This window comes from Streptomyces sp. NPDC001157 (assembly GCF_053598255.1).
In genome coordinates, this window is sequence record NZ_JBSFJW010000042.1 from 1 (window position 1) to 20,958 (window position 20,958).

22 protein-coding genes are annotated in these 20,958 nt (G+C 70.1%); 13 read left to right on the top strand and 9 right to left on the bottom strand.

Annotated features, from left to right (window positions below; genetic code table 11):
- Positions 1 to 223 precede the first annotated feature (223 nt).
- Positions 224 to 1,141: a zinc metalloprotease HtpX gene (gene htpX / locus ACWDAG_RS41120; protein ID WP_450700676.1), complete on the top strand. Its 918-nt coding sequence runs from the start codon at positions 224 to 226 to the stop codon at positions 1,139 to 1,141.
- Between the two features lies 1 nt (position 1,142).
- Positions 1,143 to 1,727 carry a PspA-associated protein PspAB gene (gene pspAB / locus ACWDAG_RS41125; RefSeq protein ID WP_450700677.1) on the top strand — a complete coding sequence of 195 codons (585 nt, stop codon included), beginning with the start codon at positions 1,143 to 1,145 and terminating at the stop codon, positions 1,725 to 1,727.
- Positions 1,728 to 1,758: 31 nt separating this feature from the next.
- Here pspAB and ACWDAG_RS41130 read toward each other — a convergent pair whose 3' ends face one another.
- The 6 genes from ACWDAG_RS41130 to ACWDAG_RS41155 form a co-directional block, all read right to left on the bottom strand.
- Positions 1,759 to 2,058, bottom strand: coding sequence for a hypothetical protein (locus ACWDAG_RS41130; protein ID WP_450700678.1), 300 nt, complete (start codon positions 2,056 to 2,058; stop codon positions 1,759 to 1,761).
- A gap of 221 nt (positions 2,059 to 2,279) precedes the next feature.
- On the bottom strand, positions 2,280 to 3,017 hold the full coding sequence (locus tag ACWDAG_RS41135; RefSeq protein WP_450700679.1) for a GAF and ANTAR domain-containing protein: 738 nt from the start codon (positions 3,015 to 3,017) through the stop codon (positions 2,280 to 2,282).
- A gap of 78 nt (positions 3,018 to 3,095) precedes the next feature.
- Complete coding sequence (locus tag ACWDAG_RS41140) at positions 3,096 to 3,959, bottom strand: ANTAR domain-containing protein (RefSeq protein WP_450700680.1); 864 nt, start codon at positions 3,957 to 3,959, stop codon at positions 3,096 to 3,098.
- A 24-nt stretch (positions 3,960 to 3,983) separates the two neighbouring features.
- Positions 3,984 to 5,894, bottom strand: a complete 1,911-nt coding sequence (locus ACWDAG_RS41145; RefSeq protein ID WP_450700681.1) for a CheR family methyltransferase — start codon at positions 5,892 to 5,894, stop codon at positions 3,984 to 3,986.
- 19 nt (positions 5,895 to 5,913) lie between these two features.
- On the bottom strand, positions 5,914 to 6,513 hold the full coding sequence (locus tag ACWDAG_RS41150) for a chemotaxis protein CheB (protein WP_450700682.1): 600 nt from the start codon (positions 6,511 to 6,513) through the stop codon (positions 5,914 to 5,916).
- A gap of 21 nt (positions 6,514 to 6,534) precedes the next feature.
- Positions 6,535 to 7,875, bottom strand: coding sequence for a DUF2252 domain-containing protein (locus ACWDAG_RS41155; RefSeq protein WP_450700683.1), 1,341 nt, complete (start codon positions 7,873 to 7,875; stop codon positions 6,535 to 6,537).
- Between the two features lie 323 nt (positions 7,876 to 8,198).
- Between ACWDAG_RS41155 and ACWDAG_RS41160 the strand changes: the two genes are divergently transcribed.
- Complete coding sequence (locus ACWDAG_RS41160) at positions 8,199 to 9,389, top strand: winged helix DNA-binding domain-containing protein (protein WP_450700684.1); 1,191 nt, start codon at positions 8,199 to 8,201, stop codon at positions 9,387 to 9,389.
- A 93-nt stretch (positions 9,390 to 9,482) separates the two neighbouring features.
- Here ACWDAG_RS41160 and ACWDAG_RS41165 read toward each other — a convergent pair whose 3' ends face one another.
- Positions 9,483 to 9,791 carry a hypothetical protein gene (locus ACWDAG_RS41165; RefSeq protein WP_450700685.1) on the bottom strand — a complete coding sequence of 103 codons (309 nt, stop codon included), beginning with the start codon at positions 9,789 to 9,791 and terminating at the stop codon, positions 9,483 to 9,485.
- Positions 9,792 to 9,945: 154 nt separating this feature from the next.
- Here ACWDAG_RS41165 and ACWDAG_RS41170 point away from each other — a divergent pair, with 154 nt between their 5' ends.
- A complete protein-coding gene (locus ACWDAG_RS41170; RefSeq protein WP_450700686.1) occupies positions 9,946 to 10,305 on the top strand; it encodes an arsenate reductase family protein in 360 nt (119 codons plus the stop codon).
- 123 nt (positions 10,306 to 10,428) lie between these two features.
- Entirely contained in the window at positions 10,429 to 11,142 is a 714-nt protein-coding gene (locus tag ACWDAG_RS41175) for a hypothetical protein (protein WP_450700687.1), read from the top strand.
- A gap of 3 nt (positions 11,143 to 11,145) precedes the next feature.
- Here the strand turns inward: ACWDAG_RS41175 and ACWDAG_RS41180 are convergent, their stop codons facing one another.
- A complete protein-coding gene (locus ACWDAG_RS41180; protein ID WP_450700688.1) occupies positions 11,146 to 12,012 on the bottom strand; it encodes an alpha/beta fold hydrolase in 867 nt (288 codons plus the stop codon).
- A gap of 90 nt (positions 12,013 to 12,102) precedes the next feature.
- On the opposite strand from ACWDAG_RS41180, the gene ACWDAG_RS41185 reads away from it, so the two are divergent.
- The 7 genes from ACWDAG_RS41185 (at position 12,103) to ACWDAG_RS41215 (ending at position 19,772) form a co-directional block, all read left to right on the top strand.
- Positions 12,103 to 12,531 (top strand): MarR family winged helix-turn-helix transcriptional regulator, encoded by a 429-nt coding sequence (locus ACWDAG_RS41185; RefSeq protein ID WP_450700735.1) that lies wholly within the window; start codon positions 12,103 to 12,105, stop codon positions 12,529 to 12,531.
- Between the two features lie 274 nt (positions 12,532 to 12,805).
- Positions 12,806 to 13,837: a glutamine synthetase gene (gene glnII, locus ACWDAG_RS41190; RefSeq protein ID WP_365845755.1), complete on the top strand. Its 1,032-nt coding sequence runs from the start codon at positions 12,806 to 12,808 to the stop codon at positions 13,835 to 13,837.
- Positions 13,838 to 14,300: 463 nt separating this feature from the next.
- Positions 14,301 to 14,873 carry a winged helix-turn-helix domain-containing protein gene (locus tag ACWDAG_RS41195; RefSeq protein ID WP_450700689.1) on the top strand — a complete coding sequence of 191 codons (573 nt, stop codon included), beginning with the start codon at positions 14,301 to 14,303 and terminating at the stop codon, positions 14,871 to 14,873.
- A gap of 78 nt (positions 14,874 to 14,951) precedes the next feature.
- A complete protein-coding gene (locus tag ACWDAG_RS41200; RefSeq protein WP_450700690.1) occupies positions 14,952 to 15,944 on the top strand; it encodes an SDR family oxidoreductase in 993 nt (330 codons plus the stop codon).
- A gap of 178 nt (positions 15,945 to 16,122) precedes the next feature.
- The gene (locus tag ACWDAG_RS41205; RefSeq protein ID WP_450700691.1) at positions 16,123 to 17,388 is read left to right on the top strand and encodes a sensor histidine kinase; all 1,266 of its coding nucleotides are present in this window, start codon (positions 16,123 to 16,125) and stop codon (positions 17,386 to 17,388) included.
- Complete coding sequence (locus ACWDAG_RS41210; protein ID WP_450700692.1) at positions 17,373 to 18,026, top strand: LuxR C-terminal-related transcriptional regulator; 654 nt, start codon at positions 17,373 to 17,375, stop codon at positions 18,024 to 18,026. The genes ACWDAG_RS41205 and ACWDAG_RS41210 overlap by 16 nt, the downstream gene beginning before the upstream one ends.
- 189 nt (positions 18,027 to 18,215) lie before the next feature.
- On the top strand, positions 18,216 to 19,772 hold the full coding sequence (locus ACWDAG_RS41215) for a DUF1996 domain-containing protein (protein ID WP_450700693.1): 1,557 nt from the start codon (positions 18,216 to 18,218) through the stop codon (positions 19,770 to 19,772).
- Positions 19,773 to 19,889: 117 nt separating this feature from the next.
- Here the strand turns inward: ACWDAG_RS41215 and ACWDAG_RS41220 are convergent, their stop codons facing one another.
- Positions 19,890 to 20,306 (bottom strand): hypothetical protein, encoded by a 417-nt coding sequence (locus ACWDAG_RS41220; RefSeq protein ID WP_450700694.1) that lies wholly within the window; start codon positions 20,304 to 20,306, stop codon positions 19,890 to 19,892.
- A gap of 99 nt (positions 20,307 to 20,405) precedes the next feature.
- Here ACWDAG_RS41220 and ACWDAG_RS41225 point away from each other — a divergent pair, with 99 nt between their 5' ends.
- On the top strand, positions 20,406 to 20,933 hold the full coding sequence (locus ACWDAG_RS41225) for a tetratricopeptide repeat protein (protein WP_450700695.1): 528 nt from the start codon (positions 20,406 to 20,408) through the stop codon (positions 20,931 to 20,933).
- Positions 20,934 to 20,958: the final 25 nt, after the last annotated feature.

Consider the following 20,958-nt stretch of genomic DNA (forward strand, 5'->3'; position numbering starts at 1 on the left):
GAGGTACGACAAACTCGCGGTCCGCTACGAAGCGACCGTGCTGGTCGCAGTCCTCAATGAGTGGCTGTGACCAGCACTTTCACAACAGACCCTAGAGGCCTCTCGCCCAGAAGCCCCTCACAGGGACCTTTTGCGGCTCCTAGAGCCGTTCGGGACCACTTCATGGCAGTGGCCGGGTGCACACTGGCAGTGGGACGAGTGCCTGACTGCGGGGTGATGGCAGATGCAGAGCCGCTTCCGGAGCGACCGGCGGTTGACCGTGCGGATGACGGTCACGATGTTCCTGCTCGGGTTGCTGTACGTGGCCTTCGTGGCCGCATTGATCGTGTTGCTGAAGTCGTGGCTGCTGGTCGTGGTGCTGGTGGCGGCGATGTTCGTCGCGCAGTTCTGGTTCTCCGACCGGATCGCGATGTTCGCCATGCGCGGGCGGGTCGTGGAGCGCGAGGAGTATCCCGAGCTGCACGCGGTGGTCGACCGGCTGTGCGCGATCGCCGACATGCCGAAGCCGGTGGTGGCCGTGTCCGAGATGGACATGCCGAACGCGTTCGCGACCGGGCGCAATCCCGACCATGCGGTGGTGTGTGTGACGACCGGGCTGCTGCGGCGGCTGGAGCCCGCGGAGCTGGAGGGCGTGCTCGCGCACGAGCTGTCGCACGTGGCGCACAAGGACGTCGCCGTGATCACGATCGCGTCGTTCCTCGGCGTGATCGCGGGCCTGATCGTGCGGTTCGCCTTCTACAGCCAGCTGTTCGGCGGGGGTCGCCGGGACCAGAACACCGCTGCCGTCTTCGCCGCCGTGATGGCTGTGTCGGCGGCCGTGTACGCGATCAGCTTCCTGCTGATCAGGGCGCTGTCGAGGTACCGGGAGCTGGCCGCGGACCGGGCGGCGGCGCTGCTCACCGGTCGGCCCTCGGCGCTGGCCTCCGCGCTGACCAAGGTCTCCGGCGACATCGCGAGGATCCCGACCAAGGACCTGCGGACGGCGCAGGCCTTCAACGCCTTCTACTTCACCCCGGCCACCGGCAAGGAGCCCGGCATCGAGCGGTTCTTCTCCACGCACCCCAGCCTGGAGCAGCGGCTCGACCAACTGGGGCGGATCTCCGCCGAGTTGGGTGAGGCGACAACACCCGGAAAGGGGTGACATGGGGCTCCTGGACATTCTGCTCGGCCGTACGAAACCGGTCCTGCCCGATCTCGACCAGCTCTTCGCGCTGCCGTCGGCGGCCGTGACCCTCGAGGCCGCGGCCGGTTTCACGCCGACCGGCACGGGCGCGGTGTGCTTCGCCACGGTCGAGGGCGGGGCCTTCGAGCAGACGCACCGGGAGGTCCAGGCCCTGCTGGACGCGGACGCCGACCGGGATGGACCTCCGGTGGAGCTCAGCCAGGACGAGTACGGCTACTCCTGGCTGGTCTCGCGCCGCTCCCCCGCCCAGCTGTCCGAGTTGGTCAACGATCTGCACGCGGTGAACAGCTCGATGGAGGTCAACGGCTTCGGGCCGCAACTGCTGTGCTCCCTGGCCGGTTTCCAGAGCGAGGGGGGCCGGCGGCTCGCGCTGGTCTATCTCTACAAGCGCGGCACGTTCTACCCGTTCGCGCCGCTGCCCGGCGGTGGGCAGCGGCGCGACAACGCGCTGGAACTGCAGGTGAAGGCGGCGCTCGCCGACGACCTGCGGATGGAACAGGACCTGAGCCGCTGGTTCCCGGTGTGGGGTGCGCCCGGGCTGTGACCGGCCGCGCCCACCAGCGGTTCACGTCGTCTCACTTGCTCTTCTCGCGCTCCTGGCGGCGCGACTCCAGGGGGCGCTCGCGACGGTAGCGGCGCTCCCACTTGGCCTGCATGTCACGGCGGTCGCGGTAGGCCTTGTACGTGGCCGGCATGGACCCCGACGAGGATCCCCCCGACGACGGCGATGACTGCGAGGAGGAGTCGCCCTTGGTGCCGCTCCGCCCGTACTGCGTGTACAGGAAGAGCACGGCGGCCGCGGCCAGCCACCAGACGTGGTTTCCGAATCCTAAGAGCACCAGGACCGCGGTCCCGGCTATGACGATGGTGCCCATGACGGGCCTCCGTGTGGGCGTGGATGAGTGAGCGGTGACGGTTTGTCGTCCGACGGGGCGCTGGGGGATGGGCGTCCGTCCGTCGGTGCGTAGAGAGTAGCCCCGAGTCCGCAGGGTGATGCCTGTCCTGCGGAAAGCGGTGGTGGGCAGCTCCGCGACGCATGTCCAGCGTAGGGAGACGGTCACTGGGCGTGCATCCGGTTTTCCGGCTGCGCCGGCGCTCAGTCCGCGTTCAGATCCAGCTTCCGTTCCACCACCTCGCGGGCCACGTCCGCCAGGCGGCGGCGGTGGGAGCGGGCGTGGGAGCGCAGCAGGCGGAAGGCCTCGTCCACCGTGACGGAGTGCCGGGCGGCGAGGGTGCCCTTGGCCTGTTCGATGACGATACGGCTGGTCAGCGCCTGGCCCAACTGGTCGGCCAGGACCTGAGTCTCGCGCAGTCGGCGCTCTCGTTCCAGGGTCCAGCCGGCGGCGTCGGTGAGTGCCTGGCCCAGCGCCAGGAGCTCGTGAGGCAGCGGGGTGCTTCCGGGGCCCAGCAGCACCAGGGCACCCAGTGTGTCCTCGCCGACGTGCAGGGGCAGCGCGGCGGCCCGGCCGTAGCCCAGTTCCACCGCCCGGGCCGTGTAGCGCGGCCAGTCCCGGCGGGCCCGGTCGCCGTCGAGGGCGGTGTCCGCCACCGGGAAACCGGTGCGGCGGGCTTCCGACCCCGGTCCCTCGCCCCAGGTGGCGGCGGAGCGTGCCAGGTGCAGCAGTTCCTTGCCGGTGCCGGCCACCTCGGGACCGCAGGAGTCGTCGGGGGCGTACAGCACGACCACGGCGCAGTCGCCGAGCAGCTCGGTTCCGTGCGCGGCGAGGGCGGCGAGGAGCCCCGTCGGGTCGGATGGTGCGGTGACCGGGCGGGCGGCCAGGTCGACGAACGCCTGTGCCAGCTGCTGCTGCCGCGACGGGGATACCGTGCTCATCAGCTTCCCTTCGTATCCCGAACCGGTCGCGGCCCGGGTACCGCAGTCTTCCCTGTCCGCGCCCTGCGACTCCCCGTTTCAGGCAAGTCGCAGCTCGCCCCGCACGATGCGGTCCGCGACGGCGTGCGCGGAGACGCCCTCGGTGAAGGCACGCGCCTTGATCAGTTCCAGTGCGTCAGTCACCGAGCAGTCGAGCTGGACGGAGACCATGCCGGCGGCCTGATGCACCAGGGCGCGCATGTCCGTGCCGCCGTACAGATCGGGGTCGCCGGCCGGGTTGAGGATCATGGTGCGGGTCAGGACCTCGGCGACCTCCGCGAAGGTGTCCGAGCCGGTCATGCGAGAGGCGGCGTCGAAGACGGTGAGGGCGCCGACACAGGTGCCCTCCATGCTGAGCGGTACGGCGGTCACCTCCTCGATGCCGAGTTCGCTGACTGCCGGCCCGTAGCCGGGCCAGCGGTCGGTCATTCCCGAGCCGGTCGCCGACACCGCCCGGACCTGTCTGGTCGCATCCCGGGCCGGGCCCTCACCGAGCAGGAACTCCAGCTCCTGGGCGGCACGGGAGGGTTCGTCGGAGGCGGCCAGCGAGAGCTGGTCGAAGGTGGCTCCGACCAGCGTGAGGGCGGCGCTGCGCGTACCGCAGGCCGCCGCGACACCTGTCATGAACAGCGGCCGCGGAGTTCTCGTGGCACCCGCCCAGCCTTCGATCCGGGCCGCGTAGCTCTCGTGGAGCCGGGCCGCGGTCCGATGACGGGACGCGGTCGCGTGGTGGAGGGCGGCCATCCGCAGGTGCACGTTCCTGCACACTTCGGTGACGGCCTCGTCGGCGAGGGTCTCGTGCCGTTCGGCGCTCCTGGTCTCCTGCGCGAAACGTGCACGCGCCGCAGCGGCTTTCCGCTCCGCGGAAGCCATGGGGTCCGTGGACCCGCCCACAGTGGCCATACCGGAAGCGTACGCCCCGCTCGCTCACTCGGGGCCGTTCGCCTTGCCTTCTTCCATGAGCAGAACGACTCCACCGTTGTGGGCGTCGAAGGGGCTGCACTGCACCATGCAGGTGATGGCCCGGCCCAGACGGTTCATGGACGGCACGGGCAGCGGGTCTCCCCGCCGTCCGGTGTCGATGCAGCGCTGGATGCTCTCGCGCAGCTTCTCCGTGGGCAGACCGAACTCGAGACCGAAGAAGGGCTGGTCGATGACCTCGTCGGGACGCAGGCCCCACAGGTCCACTGCGCCCCGGTTCCAGCTCTTGACCTTCAGTCCCTGGTCCAGAACGACGACTCCGGCGGCGATGGAGGTCAGCACGGCCTCCAGGAAGGTGCGGGCCTCGTCCAGCTCCTCGGTGCGGACCCGCATCTCCTCGTTCATGGTCTCCAGCTCCTCGTTGCCCGCCTGGAGTTCCTCGTTGGTCGTCTCCAACTCCTCGTTGGTGGACTGGAGTTCCTCGTTGGTCGTCTCCAACTCCTCGTTGGTGGACTGGAGTTCCTCGTTGGTCGTCTCCAGCTCCTCGATACTCGACTGGAGTTCCTCGTTGGTGGTCTCCGACTCCTCATTGGTGGACTGGAGTTCCTCGTACGCCGTCTCCAGGTCCTCGCGTACGCGCTTGATCTCCGCCTTGAGCTGGGTGGTGACCGTGACGTCGGTGAAGGTGATGTAAGTGGCGGCGGTCATTCCGTCCACCCCGTTCAGGGGCTGGACGAGGATGTCGTAGTACTGCATCTCCTCGCCCGTCCGCCGCTCGGCGCCGTTGACGCGAAGGGTGCGGCGTTCGTGCGCGGCCTGTTCGATGAGGGAGCGCAGTTCGACGGGGCGGTAGGAGATCTCCAGATCCTGGAAGGGGCGCCCGATGTCGTTCGTGGTGAGGCCGAACTGCACGCGCGCGTGGCTGTTGATGAGCAGGACGCTGCCGTCGGAGTCGACGGCCACGGCCGCACTCGGGGTCGAGTCGAGGATGAGGTCGCGCAGCTGCCGGTGGCGGGCGATCGAGTGCAGTTCGCTGCTCAGGCCGCTCCTGATCTTCACCGGAGCGGGCTGGTAGGGCGCCGCGGCCTCGCCGGGGCGGCGTCGGAACACCCGCTGCCGCATGCTCATGACCGAGAACCGTTCGGCGTCGTTGAGCAGCATCTCGGCCTTGCCGAGGAAGAGGAAGCCGCCTTCGCCGAGCGCGAAGTGGAAGCGGTCGACGATCTGCGTCTGCGCCTCGACGTTGAAGTACATCAGCGTGTTGCGGCACACGAGCAGGTCGAGGCGGGAGATCGGGGCGTCGCGGGTGATGTCGTGACGGCCGAAGATGACTCTGCGGCGCAGATCGGGGCGGAATGCGAAGCGGGCGCTGTTCTGCTCGAAGTACCTGTCGCGCAGCTCGGGCTCCAGCGGTGCGAGCGACTTGGCCGAGTACAGGCCGGAACGGGCGTCGCGCAGGGCCTCGTCGTCAACGTCCGTGCCGTAGATCTTGACCCGCTCCAAGGTCTCGTCCAGGCCCAGCGCCTCGGCGAACATGATCGCCAGGGAGTAGGCCTCCTCACCACTGGAGCAGCCGGCGCTCCAGACCCGGATCTCGTCGTGGGAGCTGGTCCGGGCGAGCAGTTCTGGCAGTACCTCGCGCTGCAGGAAGGTCCAGGAGTCGGGGTCGCGGAAGAAGGACGTGACGTTGATCAGGATGGTGTTGAACAGGGCGTTGAATTCATCGGCATTGGTTTCGAGCCGGTCGCGGTAGTCGCTGTACGTCTCGACCTGGACGTCTGCCATCCGCTTGCGGATGCGGCGGCCCAGCGATGAACGCTTGTAGCCCGTGAAGTCGAATCCGCGGGCGTCACGGAGGAAACCGAGGAGGTCCTCCAGTTCCTCGTCGGTCTCCAGGTCCGGCTGTCCGTCGCCCATTGCTGCCGCCACTTCTCTGCTACTGCTTCTCGGTCCCGACCAGTCCGCGGATCACCGCGGCGATCTCCTCCAGAGGTAGCACGAAGTCCACTGTCCCCGTACCCACGGCTGCCTCGGGCATGCCGCTGAACTCCGCGGTGGAGGGATCCTGCACGATCACGGTGCCGCCGCGCGACTTGACCGCGTCCACGCCCATCGCGCCGTCCCGCCCGGTACCGCTGAGCACACATGCGATGGCCTTGGGCCCGTGGGCCCCTGCGACGGACTCGAACAGCAGGTCGGCGGAGGGCCGCACGAAGTGCACCAGCTCGCTGTCGGTGAGGGCCAGCATGGCGCCGGGCCGCACCAGCAGGTGCCGGTCCGGGGGCGCGATGTACACCGTGCCGGGACAGGTCTGCTCGTGGTCCTCGGCGAGCTTCACGATCAGCCGTGTACGGCGGCCCAGGACGTCCGCGATGACCGTGCGGTGACGGGGGTCCAGATGCTGCACGACCAGTACCGGCACCGGCAGGTCACCGGGGAGGGCGCCGAGCAGGACGACCAGGGCGTTGATGCCGCCGGCCGAGGAGGCGACGACGACGACTTCGAAGCCGTCGGACTGAGGTGCGGAGGACTGCACCTGGCCAGCCTAGGCCGGATGTCAGGTCTCGGGGGCCGCCGCGACCACGCCTGCGGCGATCGCCGCGCCGAGGGCTGCGTGGTCCTTGGCGGTCTGGTCGGCGTAGGCGAGGGCGAAGTCGGCGACGGCCTGCTCGAAGGTGTCGGCGCCGCCGAGGTAGGCGGCGATGGCGATGCGGTCGCCGGAGCGGGCGTGGGCTCGGGCCAGGGCGGTGCCGCAGAGGCGGGCGTAACCGAGCAGATCGGCCGGGCTCATGCCGGCCACGTCCGCGGAGCCCTTCATGTCGCGCAGCTGCCGCCAGTAGAAGGCGCGCCCCTGCGGCCCGCTCATCCACCCCAGGAAGATGTCACTGGCCGCCTGCAGGAGCCGCTGACCTGCGACGACGCGATGCCCCGGGTGGACGTACGGCCCGTGCGGCAGATGTTCCTCCCACACGGACTTGCGGGCCTCCTTGATCTGCAGGAACAGGGGGTCGCTCTGATCGCGCCCCGTCAGCAGTACGACGAAGCAGCGCAGGCCGACGCTGCCGACGCCGACGACCTTGCGGGCGGCGTCCACGAAGCGGTAGCGGTCCAGGAGCAGGCGGCGCTCCTCGGAGAGGGTGGAACGGTAGTCGCTGAAGATCTTGCGCAGGGAGGCCATGTCGGAGGCGCCGGCGGGTTCGAGGAGCGGCGGGTCGTGGATGATACGGCGGCGCCCGTCGACCACTTCGGTGAGCTTGCCGAGGGCCTGGAGGCTGGTGCGGCGGCGGGCGCGGGTGAGGCTGGAGGCGACCTGTCTGCGGCGGCGGGCGGAGTGGACGAGGGGCAGCAGGCTGTCGGCGTCGATGCGTTCGTACCAGACGGCGAGTTCGCCCCGCCCGGCCAGCCGCCGCATGGCGGTCCGGTACGCGGCCGCCGACTCCAGCGTCGCTCGCCGCACCTTGGCCTCGGCGTGCCCGTTCGCCCGCCCGGCCACGGCGACGGATGCGGCCAGCCGCTCGACATCCCACTCGAAGGGCCCGGGAAACGTCTCGTCGAAATCGTTGAGATCGAAGAGAAGCGCCCGCTCCGGGGAGGCGTACAGACCGAAGTTCAGCAGATGGGCGTCGCCGCACATCTGCACGATCAGCCCGGTGTGCGGCCGGGAGGCGAGGTCGGCGGCCATCACGGCGGCCGAACCACGCAGAAACGCGAACGGCGACGCGGCCATCCGCCCGTACCGGATCGGCAGCAGCTCCGGCAGCCGGTCACGCCCCTGCCGCTCCAGTACGGCGACGGGGTCGGCCCGGTCGACGGGCGCAACCCACCCGGCATGCGCGGACCGCGCCATCCGCCGACGGGCGGCCTTCCCCCGTTCGGCGCGGACAACGGGCGTACTCACGACACCCACCGCGATACACCGCCCCTGCCCATCACGCCTCCGGTGCGGTCGCCTTCCATCGCCTCCTGATCGCAGTGAAGGCGGGCGCGGGGGCGGGCGCATGCCGGGGGCGGCGATCGGGTGAGGAGGTTTCCGCCGACGCCCCGGTTTTCTCGCCCCCGCCGCCCCTACCCGTCCCGTACCTGGGGGCTGCCGCCCCCAGACCCCCGCTTCGGCCTGAACGGCCTCGTCCTCAGACGCCGGACGGGCTGAGAGGGAGGACCCCTCGTTGTCAGTGCTCTCGTGCAGGATGAGGGGACGGATGGTGTGACGGGGAGGCCGGGATGGTGCGGTACATCGGGGTGGCGGAGCGGCGGGCGCGGCTTGCGTTGCGGCAGCGGCTGGCTCCGGCGGCGCGGGCGGACAGCCCGGAGGCGGTGGCCGGCACTCTGGTGGCGCTGCACGGCTCGGACCCGGCGACGGTGCCTCTGGCCGTGGGGGCTCGGCTCGCGGACGCGGCCGGGACCGTGGGGGAGACCGAGCGGGCGCTGTACACGGACCGGTCGCTGGTGCGCATGCACGGCATGCGGCACACGGTGTTCGTGTTCCCGACCGACCTCACCGCCGTCGTGCACGCCTCGACCGGACTCACGGTTGCCGCGCGGGAGCGGGCCTCGCTGCTCAAGGACATGGCGAAGGCCGGGGCGCCGGACGCGGCCTGGCTGAAGGACGTCGAGGAGTCGGCCTTGGCGGCCCTGGCGCGGCGCGGGCAGGCGACCGCGGCCGAACTCGCCAAGGACGAGCCGCGGTTGAGAGAGCAGTTCGTGTACGCGGCCGGCAAGAGCTACGAGGGCGTGCACACCGTTTCGACCCGGCTGCTGAGGGTGCTCGGCGTGGAGGGCAAGGTCGTACGGGGGCGGCCGCTCGGCTCGTGGACGTCCAGCCAGTTCCGCTGGGCCGTGGCTCCGCCGCACCCCGAACTCGACGTGGCCGAGGCGCAGTCGGTGCTGCTCCACCGCTGGCTCGCGGCGTGCGGGCCCGCCACGGAGGCCGATCTGAAGTGGTGGACGGGCTGGAAGGTCACGGACGTCCGGCGTGCGCTGACGGCGATCGGCGCGCAGGAGGTGTCTCTGGACGAGGGCACGGGGTACGTCGTCGACGGCGACGTCGAGCCGGTTCTCGGCCCGGAGCAGCCGTGGGCGGCGCTGCTGCCCGCCCTGGATCCGACGGCCATGGGATGGCGGGAGCGGGACTGGTATCTGGCGCCGGAGCTGCGGCCGTCGTTGTTCGACTACAGCGGCAATGTGGGGCCGACGGTGTGGTGGAACGGCCGAGTGGTGGGCGGCTGGGCCCAGGGCCCCGGCGGCGAGATCGTCTGGCGGCTGCTCGACACGGACGGGGTGGGCCGCGAGGCCGAGGCGGCCATCGCGGCAGAGGCGGAGCGGCTGCGGGGGTGGGTGGGGGCGACAAAGGTGACCCCACGGTTCCGGACGCCGCTGGAGAAGGAGTTGGCGGGACAGCCGGGACAGCTCTGAGCGCCAGTCGCGCATCTTCAGCCCGTCCGGCGTCAGCACTACGGCCACGCACGTGCCGGGCACCCCGCGAGCACGGGGCACCCGGCACCACGCTCAACGCGAATACCGCATCAGCGCCCGCACCATGTGGCAGGTGGTGTCCGACGGCGGGTGGATGCCGATCAGTTCGGCCGTGTTCCGGATCGTCTCGTTGCGGGCCTGGTTCGGTACGTACACCCCCGTGTCGAGCAGGGCGATGGCGAGCCGCATCGCCTTGAGGCGGCGGTTGTGCGTGACGTACCACTCGCGCGGACGGCCCGGCGGCAGCGGGCGCTTCTCCACGGGGGCGTAGGGCAGGTCGAGCAGGACGGGGTGCTTGGCGGTGGACTGGGTCGGCTTCGGCTTCAGTGCGGCAGCGGGCACAGGCATCCTCCTGTCGCGGTGAGGGTGTGCGAATGAACGGGGGTTTCGGCACCCCCCAACACCCTCGAACACTTCTTCTAGTGTACCGCCCGGCACTGACAAAAGGCCCTGGCCACAGGGGCTTTGAAGGGACCTCAGGGGTACCTTTGACCCCATGGAGATCTGGATCAACCCCGCATGTTCGAAGTGCCGCAGCGCCCTCACCCTCCTCGACGCCGAGGGCGCCGACTACACCGTCCGCCGCTACCTGGAGGACGTACCGAGCGAGGACGAGATCAGGGACGTACTCGACCGTCTCGGCCTCGAACCGTGGGACATCACCCGCACCCAGGAGGCCGACGCCAAGGAGCTCGGGCTGAAGGAGTGGGCGCGGGACGACTCGTCGCGCGCACGGTGGATCAAGGCGCTCGCCGAGCACCCCAAGCTGATCCAGCGCCCGATCATCACGGCGGAGGACGGCACGGCGGTGGTCGGGCGGTCCGAGGAGGCCGTACGGGACGCCCTGTCCCGATAAGCACCATCGGCTTCAACTTTCCTGTGACGTACGTTACTTCAGTGACTCCTGTAACCGCTGAGTAACTTCGTTCGGTATCTCGTACATAGCGGCGTACGCTCCCCTACCTCTCAGGAGGCGCGCATGTCGCGTAGGAGAAGTCTCGGTACGAAGAAGAAGATCGCGCTGCTGGTGAGCGCGGCGGCGGTGGCGGGAGGCGGTGCCTTCGTCATGGCGAGCACCTCGAACGCCGCACAGAGCCCCCAGGCCAAGACCCTGTCGGCCGCGGGCTCGAACGTCTGCCAGGGGCTCGCCACCGCCCTCGGCAACAACCAGAAGTTCATCGACGGGCAGAAGGCCAACCCGGACGCCCAGTCCGCGGCCCGGATCGCCAACCGCGAGGCGGTCATCGCGCAGATCAAGGTCCAGCAGAAGGCGTCCGGTTGCACCGTTGGGGAGTCGGCTCAGGGCTCCCAGGCGACGCAGCCGGCGCAGAACGGTGCGGGACAGCAGGCCGGTGGTGCGCAGCAGTCCGCGCCGCCCTCGCAGGCGGCCTCGGCTCCCGCGGGAAACGCGAACGGGAACGCGGGTGGTGGCGCTGCCGCCTCGGGTCAGCAGGTGTGCAACGGCTCCACCGTCACGCTCTCCGGCGAGGGCGGCGCACCTGCGGCCTCCAGCAACCAGTTCCCGGCGGGGACGACGCTGAAGGTCACCAACCTGGACAACAACAAGTCCACGACGGTGAAGGTCACTTCGGTCTCCGGCAGTTGCGCCCTGCTCAACAACGCGGCCTTCGAACAGGTCCGGGAGCCCGGCAAGTTCCTGATCCGCCACGCACTGATCGAGAAGGTGGGGTGAGGCTCAGGAGCTCAAGAACTCCGTGAGGAGGCGGCCGAGTTCGGCGGGTGCGGATTGCGGCAGCGCGTGATGGGACACGGTGGGGACCACGTCCACCTCCGCGCGCGGCAGCAGCGCATCCGCCTTCGCCGCCACCTCGTACGTGTCATGCGTCCTGCTGTTCCCGGCCAGGAGCAGCAGGACGGGCATGTCCAGCCCGCGCAGCGCGTCGGGCGCCGGGCGCGGACCGGTCACCGGCTTCGAGACGGAGGGGAAGCCGGCGGCCGCCTCCTGGAGGCGGAGCCAGTCGGGGTCGAGGGATGCTCCCCCGGTCTCCCACTCCAGGAAGGCACGGACGCTGCGGGGCGTCGGCCGCAGCAGCATCGGCAGGGCGTGCAGGAGATACGCGAGTCGGTAGCCGGTGAAGCACTGGGTGGGGTCCAGGAGGAAGAGGCGGCGCACGCGTGCGCGTGCGTGCAGCGCGTAGTGCAGGGCGATCCAGCCGCCGTACGAGTGCCCGCCCAGGTCCGTCTCGTCCAGGCCGAGGTCGTCCAGGACCGCGTCCAGCCAGACCACCAGGTCGGCGACCGTACGGGGGTGACGGTCGCCGGCCTCGGTGCCGCGGCCCGCGCAGCCGGGGAGGTCGACCGCGAACACGCGGTGGGTATGGGCCAGATCGGCGGCCTGCGCGTACCAGCCGGCGGAGGTGGCTCCCCCGCCGCCGGGGAGCAGGACGACCGCGGGCGCGTGGACCGGGCCGCACATGTTGACGTACGTCGTCCCGAAGGGCGTGGGGACGGTCACCGCCTCACGCTCGGCCGGCCACTTGGCCATGACCTTGTCGTACGCGGCGAGGAAGCCGTCCATGTCGTAGGCGCTGCGAGCAGACACCGGGAACCCCCTATTATCTCGTTGAGCGAGATACTCGATGAGCGAGATACTAGTCGGAGGCAGCCCGTGCCGAACCCCCAGGGCCCCGGGATGGAGGTCGTCCACCTGCTGCGTGCGGCGACCGTCGAACTCGCCCTGCACAGCGCCCGGTTCGCGTCCCGCCACGGCATGCACCCCACGGACGTGCGCGCCCTGATCGCCCTCATGGACGTCTCCCGCGCGGGTGAGGAGATGACGGCGGGGCGGCTCGGGAGCGCGCTCGGGCTGAACTCTGCGGGGACCACGGCGCTGGTCGACCGGCTGGAGCGGGCCGGACATGTGCGGCGCGTCCGTGACCCACGGGACCGGCGCAAGGTCGTGATCGAGGTGACCGAGCGTGCGGTGGAGCTCGGGTGGTCGTCCTTCGGGCCGCTGATCGAGCGCACGGTGGAGCTGCTCCAGGGGTACGACGAGCGGGAGCTGGCCGCGATCAAGGGGTTCCTCACCGGGGTGCGGGACGCGGCCGCGGCCGGCGGCTGACCGTCCGGCATTCCGCACAACCCCATCGCATACGAGCCGCCGTACGACAGCCCGTCCGCGCCCGACGACCGCGTCGACCTGTCGACTTGATGTGCCCCGCACGCCCTCACACCGTGAATCGCGCCACACCACCGCCAGGTAACACGGGGTTCACACTTGAGCAATGGCCGGGAAATCGCCTGTTGACAGGCTCGCGGGCATCCACCGCGGCGCCTCAGTGCCGCAGCGCCGCAGCACCCGCAATGCGTAGACACATCCCCGAAGGAAGTGGCCCGTGACCTTCAAGGCTGAGTACATCTGGATCGACGGCACCCAGCCCACCGCCAAGCTCCGTTCCAAGACGAAGATCATCGCGGGCGAGCCCGCCGGTCTGGACGCGCTGCCGATCTGGGGCTTCGACGGGTCCTCCACGAACCAGGCCGAGGGCCACTCCTCGGACCGTGTCCTCAAGCCGGTCTTCACCTGCCCGGACCCCATCCGCGGCGGCGACGACGTCCTCGTCCTGTGCGAGGTCCTCAACATCGACTTCACGCCGCACGAGTCCAACACGCGTGCCGCGCTGACCGAGGTCGCCGAGAAGTTCGCCGCGCAGGAGCCGATCTTCGGCATCGAGCAGGAGTACACCTTCTTCCAGGACGGCTACCCGCTCGGCTTCCCCAAGGGCGGCTTCCCGGCCCCCCAGGGCGGCTACTACTGCGGTGTCGGCGCCGACGAGATCTTCGGCCGTGAGATCGTCGAGGCCCACCTGGAGAACTGCCTCGCGGCCGGCCTCGCCATCTCCGGCATCAACGCCGAGGTCATGCCCGGCCAGTGGGAGTTCCAGGTCGGCCCGGTCTCCCCGCTGGAGGTCTCCGACCACCTGTGGGTGGCCCGCTGGCTGCTGTACCGCACCGCCGAGGACTTCGGCGTCGCCGCGACGCTGGACCCGAAGCCGGTGAAGGGCGACTGGAACGGCGCGGGCGCGCACACCAACTTCTCCACCAAGGCGATGCGCGAGGGCTACGACGCGATCATCACCGCCGCCGAGTCGCTCGGCGAGGGCTCCAAGCCGCTCGACCACGTCAAGAACTACGGCGCCGGCATCGACGACCGTCTGACGGGTCTGCACGAGACCGCCCCGTGGAACGAGTACTCCTACGGCGTCTCCAACCGTGGCGCCTCGGTCCGTATCCCGTGGCAGGTCGAGAAGGACGGCAAGGGCTACATCGAGGACCGCCGTCCCAATGCCAACGTCGACCCGTACGTCGTGACGCGGCTGCTCGTCGACACCTGCTGCTCCGCGCTGGAGAAGGCCGGGCAGGTCTGAGTTCCGCTCCTCGGAAGGGGCGTTCACCGTTCGCGGTGGGCGCCTCTTTCTTTTGTCTGCGGGCCGGTGGGGGTTGATCGCGCCCACGCGGCGGAGCCGCACATCGATGCAGCCCCGCGCCCCTGAGGGGTGTGTTGCACGCAACGCCAATTTCATGGCAAGGAAGTGTCCACGCAGTGAGAGAAGGGTCCTCATCAGGCCCGTGGTCTGCTTCAATGGGCGCATGGCCAGCTTCCAGAACCACACCGCGACGGGTCGCCATGACCTCGAGCCGTTCTGGCCTTCCCGTCAGCACCATGACTTCGACCGGGTGTGTTGTCGCGCGATGAACGCGCGGGCCCTCTAAAGCCGTACACCCCCGGCCTTCGGCCAGCGCGACACGACGTACGTCCCGGCGAGCCCGACCACGAATCGCGGCCGCCGTTCCCCAGACGAACTCCTCGCGCGAAAGAGCTGACCTCTCATGGCGACCACTCGTTCTCTCTCCACCGCCACCCTCACCTCCCCCGCCCAGAACGGCGCCCGGCACAGGCTGCGGGCCGTCGACCGGGACGAGGTCGTGGACGTGACGGACTTCCTGCCGCCGGGCGCCACCTGGCTGCCCGCTCCGCAGCACGCCCTGCCCACCCTGCCGGGCCAGCCGCCGATGATCGGCTACCTGGTGCTCGTCCCGGCCGACCAGCAGCCGCCGTTCCTTCCCGTGGCGGTGCCCGACCCCACCGCTGACGAGCGGGGCAGCGGCAGCCCGCTCGTCCGGATCGACTCCGTACAGCGCACCGCCGAGGTGGACGGGCGCCAACTCGACCTCACCTACCTGGAGTTCGAGCTGCTCGCGCATCTCGTCGCGCATCCGCACCGGGTGCACACCCGCGACCAGCTGGTCACCACGGTGTGGGGGTACGGCCATGTGGGCGACGGCCGCACCGTCGACGTCCACATCGCCCGCCTGCGCCGCAAGCTGGGCGCCGAGCACCGCGGGACGATCCAGACGGTGCGGCGGGTCGGGTACAAGTACACGCCGCCGACCGGCCGTTGACCGTCCACCGCCCGTCGGTCCTCTGCTGACGGCAGATTGCCGTTCCGTCCCGGGGGCCGATCGGGCAGGCTCACCGGCATGAGACTTCTGGTGCTGGGTGGGACGGAGTTCGCGGGACGGGCCGTCGTGGAGGCGGCCCTGGGGCGCGGCTGGGAGGTGACCGTCTTCAACCGGGGGCGGCACGGACTTCCCTCCGGGGTGCGGGCGTTGCAAGGCGACCGCACCGCGCCCGACGGGCTCACCGCGCTCGCGGAGGGCGAGTGGGACGCCGTCGTCGACACCTGGTCGGCGGCGCCCCGGGCGGTACACAGCGCTGCGCGGCTGCTGCGGGGTCGCGCCGGGCGGTATGTGTATGTGTCCACCTGCTCGGTGTACGCATGGCCCGCGCCGGCCGGGCACGACGAGAGTGCCCCGCTGGTCGAGGGGGCCGAGCCCGACGCGGATCAGACGGACTACGCACGGGACAAGCGGGGTGCGGAGATCGCCGCCGTCGAGGCGTTCGGCGCGGAGCGCTCCGTGCTCGTACGGGCCGGGTTGATCCTCGGCCCGTACGAGAACATAGGCCGGCTGCCGTGGTGGTTGGGGCGGATCGCGCGGGGCGGACCGGTCCTCGCCCCGGGGCCGCGGGAGCTGCCGCTCCAGTACGTCGACGTGCGGGACATGGCGGAGTGGATCCTCGGCTCGGTCGAGCGGGAGTTGAGCGGGCCGTACAACATGGTCAGCGAGCAGGGGCATGCCACCATGGGCAGCCTGCTGGACGCGTGTCTCGCCGCCACCGGGTCGGATGCGGAGCTGCGGTGGATCGCCCCCGGGGTCATCCTCGATGCGGGTATCGCGCCGTGGACTCAGCTGCCGGTGTGGGTGCCGCCGCACACCGACATGCACGACTCCATGCACAGCATGGACGTCTCCCGTGCGCTCGCGACGGGGCTGGTCTGCCGCCCCGTCGAGGAGACCGTCGCCGATACCTGGCGCTGGCTCCAGGAAATCGGCGGCACCGCGCCCGTACGGCCGGGGCGGCCGCCGGTGGGGCTTGATCCGGAGTTGGAGGCGAAGGTGTTGGGGAGGTAGTGATACGCCTGCGGGCCGGTGGGGCTTGTCGCGCCCACGCGGCGGAGCCGCACATCGACGCCGCCCCGCGCCCCTGAAAACAGGGGAGTTGTCGTCCCCGGGGGTGTACCTGGCACCACCCCCCACCCGGGGGGCCCGGCCCCGTGACCCCCCGTCCCCGCTCGGCCAGACTTCTGCCATGAACACCGACACGCACCGTGCCCGGGCGCGGGCCCGAGAGGTACTACTGGCTGCCGTACGGGGACTTGCACTGGCCGTGGCCGTGCTGCCCTTGTCGGTGCTGTTGTTCGTCCTGACGCTCGTCTCCGTCGCGCTCATCCCGATCGGCGTCGGTGTCGTCACCACCCCACCGATCCTCAACGCCGTGCGGACCCTCGCGGACAAGCGGCGGGAGCTCGCGGCCCAGTGGTGCGGGGTGCGGATACCGTCGGCGTACCGGCCGGTCCCCGAGGGGGCCAACCCGTGGGCGCGCACGTACGCCATGCTGCGCGACCCGGCTGTCTGGCGGGACGTGCGCTGGCTGCAGGTGGACATGACGGCGGGGTTCGTCACCGCGCTGTTGCCCGCGCTGCTCGTCTTCTACCCCCTGGAGGGCCTCGCGGTGGCGGCCGGGCTGTGGCGGCCGCTGTCGGAGGCCGGCGGCTACTGGTACGGCTTCGTGCACGTCACCGACCAGGCATCCGCGTTCGGCGCCGGTGCCCTGGCCCTCGTGCTCCTGCCCCTCGCCTACCGCTACGCCCCCTCCCTGCTGACCGCCCACTTCCGGCTCACCCGGTCCGTGCTCGGCGCGAGTCAGGCCGAACTGGCCGAGCGGGTGCAGGTGCTGACCGAGACCCGGAAGGACGCCGTCGACACCTCCGCCGCCGAACTGCGCCGTATCGAGCGGGACCTGCACGACGGGGCGCAGGCGCGGCTGGTGGCCATGGGCATGGACCTGGGCACCGTCGAGATGCTCCTCGACAAGGACCCGGCGAAGGCCAGGCAGCTTCTCGCCCGGACCCGGCAGTCCTCCGTGGACGCGCTCGCCGAACTGCGCGACCTGGTGCGCGGCATCCACCCGCCGGTGCTGGCCGAACGCGGACTCGGTGACGCCGTGAGGGCGTTGGCGCTGCGGCTGCCGCTGCCGACCGAGGTGAACGTCGAGCTGGACGGGCGCGCGGACGCGCCGGTCGAGTCGGCCGCTTACTTCGCGGTCAGCGAGGTTCTCACCAACGCGGTGAAGCACTCCGGCGCGGACCGTATCTGGATCGACCTGCATCACAGCGAGGACAGGCTGCGGATCACCGTCACCGACAACGGCAAGGGCGGCGCGGTGATCGGGGCCGGTTCGGGCCTGGCCGGGGTCGAGCGGCGGCTGGGTACATTCGACGGCGTCCTGGCCGTCAGCTCTCCCGCGGGCGGTCCCACCATGGTCACCATGGAGATCCCTTGCGCGTTGTCCTAGCCGAAGACCTCTTCCTCCTGCGCGACGGTCTGGTGCGGCTGCTGGAGGCCTACGACTTCGAGATCGCCGCGGCCGTCGAGTCCGGCCCCGAGCTCGCCCAGGCGCTGGCCGAGCTGGAGCCGGACGTCGCCGTGGTCGACGTACGCCTGCCGCCGACGCACACCGACGAGGGGCTGCAGTGCGCGCTGCGGGCCCGACGGGACAGACCCGGGCTTCCGGTGCTGGTGCTCTCCCAGCACGTGGAGCAGCTGTATGCGCGCGAGCTGCTCGCCGACGGCAGCGGCGGTGTCGGGTATCTGCTGAAGGACCGGGTGTTCGACGCGGAGCAGTTCGTGGACGCCGTACGGCGGGTCGCGGCCGGGGGTACGGCCATGGACCCGCAGGTGATCCAGCAGCTGCTCTCGCGGCGGGCCGCCGACGACCGGCCGCTCGGGCGGCTGACGCCCCGGGAGCGGGAGGTGCTGGAACTGATGGCGCAGGGCCGCTCCAACGCGGCGATCGCCGGGCAGCTGGTGGTCACAGAACGGGCCATTGCCAAGCACACCTCCAACATCTTCACCAAACTGGACCTGGAGGTCTCGGACGACGACAATCGTCGCGTCCTGGCGGTTCTCGCCTATCTGGACCGGGACCGGTAAGCGCTTGCTGATTCTCCGTAACTTCCGCTGCTCAGGCGGCGGTTGGTGCGCAAAGGCCGGGCAAACCTCTGATTTGTTTGTGGGGCGGCTGAACACCCCTGGGACCACGCGCGTATGAGTAGGCGCCGCTTCACTCCTGTCGGGCGCCTCGATGCCCCGCCAAGCCCGCAAGGAAGTCAGAGGAGTTCCATGGGACGCAACACACGCAAACGCCGTACGCCGCTGGCCACCAAGGCCATAGCCGCATCGGCGGCCCTAGCGCTCGGTGGGGGCGGGCTGATCTGGGCGAACTTCTACGCCTCGGCGCACGAGTCGAACAACTACGGGCAGAACCAGACCAAGGCCGCCGCCGGTCAGGTCGCCACGATCGCCTGCCCCGACGTCCAGCAGAAGCTGACGAACATTCCGGCCCAGGCCCAGCAGGGCGTGGCCACGGAGCTGGCGAACCTCGACAAGCAGATCACCGAGGCGTACGCCCGGCTCGCCTCCACCCGGCAGGCACAGGCGGGCGACGCGAACTTCGTGCAGAACGCGATCGTCGGCCCGCTCAAGGAGAAGCGCGCCGCGACGCTCAACCGCATCCGCATCGACATCCAGCGGGTGGGCGGCCAGGTCGACGCGGCCGGGCTGCAGGCGCTCGCCGCCTGCACCACGCAGACCGCCAACCAGACCACCGCCGGTGGCCAGCAGAACGGCGGCCAGCAGCAGAACGGCGGCCAGCAGCAGCAGAACGGTGGCCAGCAGCAAAATGGCGGCCAGCAGCAAAATGGCGGCCAGCAGCAGGGCAACGGGCAGGCCGGGGCCGCTCAGAACATCGGCGGTCAGGCCGGCAACGGCCCGGTCGCGGCCGACTTCGTGGACATCACCAAGGTCCAGCCGAACGTCGCCAGGAAGCCGCAGGCCAACGGCAACGCCTCGAAGGGCGTCTTCATCACCAAGTGCGGTGTGAACGCCAACAAGAACCACAACACGGACAACGTGATCGTGGCTCCCGGCGTGACCAACGGCGCGCACCACCTGCACGACTACGTCGGCAACCAGAAGGTCGACGCGTTCGCGAACAACAACACGCTGATCGCGGACCAGACCAGCTGCCAGAACCAGAGCGACCTGTCGGCCTACTACTGGCCGGTGGTCCGCATCCAGGACGGCTCGCAGGACTTCGACCAGAACAAGGACGGCGGCGGCAAGGAGGGCAACGTCGGCAAGATCCTGACGCCGGTCCAGGCGCAGATCAAGTACGTCGGCAGCCCGACCAGCAAGGTCACGGCCATGCCCCAGTTCCTGCGCATCATCACCGGTGACGCCAAGACCACGACCAACGGTCTGGCGAACGCCAACGCGCACTGGAGCTGCACCGGCTTCGAGAACAAGGTCCAGCTGACGACGCAGTACCCGATCTGCCCGCAGGGCAGCAACGTGGTGCGCACCTTCGCCTTCCAGTCCTGCTGGGACGGCAAGAACATCGACAGCGCCAACCACCGCACGCACGTCGCCTTCGCCGACGCCAACGGCAACTGCCAGAACGGCTTCAAGGCGATCCCGCAGCTGACGATGCGTCTGGTGTACAAGATCAACCCGCCGGTCCTGCAGAACGGCCAGGTGAAGAACGCCTACGCGGTGGACGGCTTCCCCGAGCAGCTGCACAAGGCGGCCACGGACCACGACGACTTCATCGCGGTCTTCAAGAACAACCTGGCGAACAAGATCGCCAACTGCATCAACAGCGGGCAGCGTTGCCTGTGACGAGGTCCTAGGAAAGCGGGCGGTGGGAATCTCCCACCGCCCGCTTTTCGTATGTCCCGCGAAGCTCAGAGCCTGTGTCATATCCCCGGTCGCCCGGCCGGGATATGACACAGGCTGTCAGCCGTGGTGGCCGGAGTGCGCGCTGTGGTTGGTGCCGATCTCCTCTTCGCCGCCGAGCGTGTGCTGCAGCGTCTTGACCACCTTGTCCTCGCCGACGGCGACCCACTTGCGGCCGACGAGGTAGAAACCGCCGTAGTCCTTCGCGTCGTTGATCCACTCGCGCTGGCCGCGGTCGGTGGCGAAGGTGGCGAAGACGTACTTGCCGTCGGAGGTCTTGCAGATGGCCTGACGGACCTCGTCGGAGTCGATCTGCATGTCCGGCTTGCACTTCACCTTGGCGGCCAGGCTCTCCAGACTGCCGGTGGCGGCGGTCGGCACCTTGGCGGCCGCGTCGCTGTTTCCGGCTCCACAGCCCGCCAGCGCCAGGACGCCCGCGGCTGAGGCCACGGCGAGCATCGGTCGGGTCAACCTCATCTGTTCCTCCGGATTGCTCTGCTGGCCCTTGGGCCCGTCCCCTTCGATACGGCTGTGACAGCTGACGCGCTCAAAAATACGGCTGACTGCCGTGCACGCGTGTGCGAAGGTGCTTCGGTGAATCAAGACTGGGAAGATCGTGTGACCGCCGCCTGGGCCACCTTCGACGAGTATCCGGAAGAGCGGGCCGCCGACTTCCGGACCGTGATCGACGCCCTGGCCGCCGAGGTGCCCGACGGCAGCCCGCTCGGCCTCTTCGAGCAGGCCTGCGCCTGGGACTCCACCGGGCACTCGGACAAGGCCGAGCCGCTGTACCGGGAGGCGCTGGAGCGCGGGCTGAGCGAGGTCAGCCAGTACAAGGGCCGCAGGGCCAAGATCCAGATGTCGAGTTCGCTCAGGAACATCGGCCGGGCCGAGGAGGGCGTCAAGCTGCTGACACCCGAACTGGACGCGCCCTCCGACGAGTTGGACGACGCGGTACGGGCGTGTCTGGCACTGTGCCTGTCCAGCCTCGGCCGGGACCGTGAGGGACTCTCCCTGGTGCTCGGCGCCCTGGCGCCCCATCTCCCGAGGTACCAGCGCTCGATGGCGAACTACGCGCGGGCACTTGTCGAGCCCGAGACGTAAGTCACCGGGGCGGCGGTGACTATCC